The 661-nt window shown below is 70.5% G+C and carries 1 protein-coding gene; it reads right to left on the bottom strand.

Annotated features, from left to right (window positions below; translation table 11 throughout):
* Window positions 1-225 precede the first annotated feature (225 nt).
* Window positions 226-661 (bottom strand): helix-turn-helix domain-containing protein (locus tag FVW27_RS21075; protein ID WP_279586660.1); only part of this gene is annotated, 436 nt, incomplete at its 5' end.

Raw genomic sequence — 661 nt, 5'->3', positions numbered from 1 at the left:
CTGCGGCCTCGTGCGAGCCCACGGTTTCGGCGCGGACCAGCGCGGTGCGGTCCAGCGCGGCGCGGGCGCGGTCCACGGCGTCCGCGATGGGCAGGGTTTCAAGGTAGATGTTGCGGGTACCCACGGTGGCGGACGTATCGGAATGGGACATGGCGTGCCTCTTGGTGCTGAGGGTGAGCGCGCGATGCGGCGAGGTGCCGTGTGGTTACGTCTTGTTACGGCTGGTTACGGTTCCATATCCTGCCGGTGGCGGCGGTACAAGCCGCGAAACTGATCGTACGAGATGCCCAGCAGCTCCGCGGCCACCCGGCGGTTGTGCCGGGCACGGTCCAGTGCGGCGCGCAGGGCGGAAAGCTCCAGTTGGCGGACGGCCTCCGGCAGGGGGATGCCGGACAAGGGTATGCCGGACAGGGGCGGAGCAGTGGGGAACGGCGCACCGACCGCGTCCGGGAGAGCATTGTCCGGGCGGTCATCATGGGGACTGGTGGCGCCTTGGCCGACCTCATCGGGCGGTACGGTGCCGGGACCGCGCCTTGGCCCGGCACCGTCCGCCATGGCCCCCGTGGAGGGTGGGGGCTGCGTGGCCAAGGCGGGATGGGGGGCTGCCGGTCCCTGCCGCCGCGACCACGCGAAAGGATCAAGGTCGAAATGTTCGATGCGC

The sequence above is a fragment of the Nitratidesulfovibrio liaohensis genome (assembly GCF_011682075.1).
Lineage (GTDB): Bacteria > Desulfobacterota > Desulfovibrionia > Desulfovibrionales > Desulfovibrionaceae > Cupidesulfovibrio > Cupidesulfovibrio liaohensis.
Note: the sequence above shows the minus strand (reverse complement) of the source record. Positions and strands in the feature narration are given on the sequence as shown.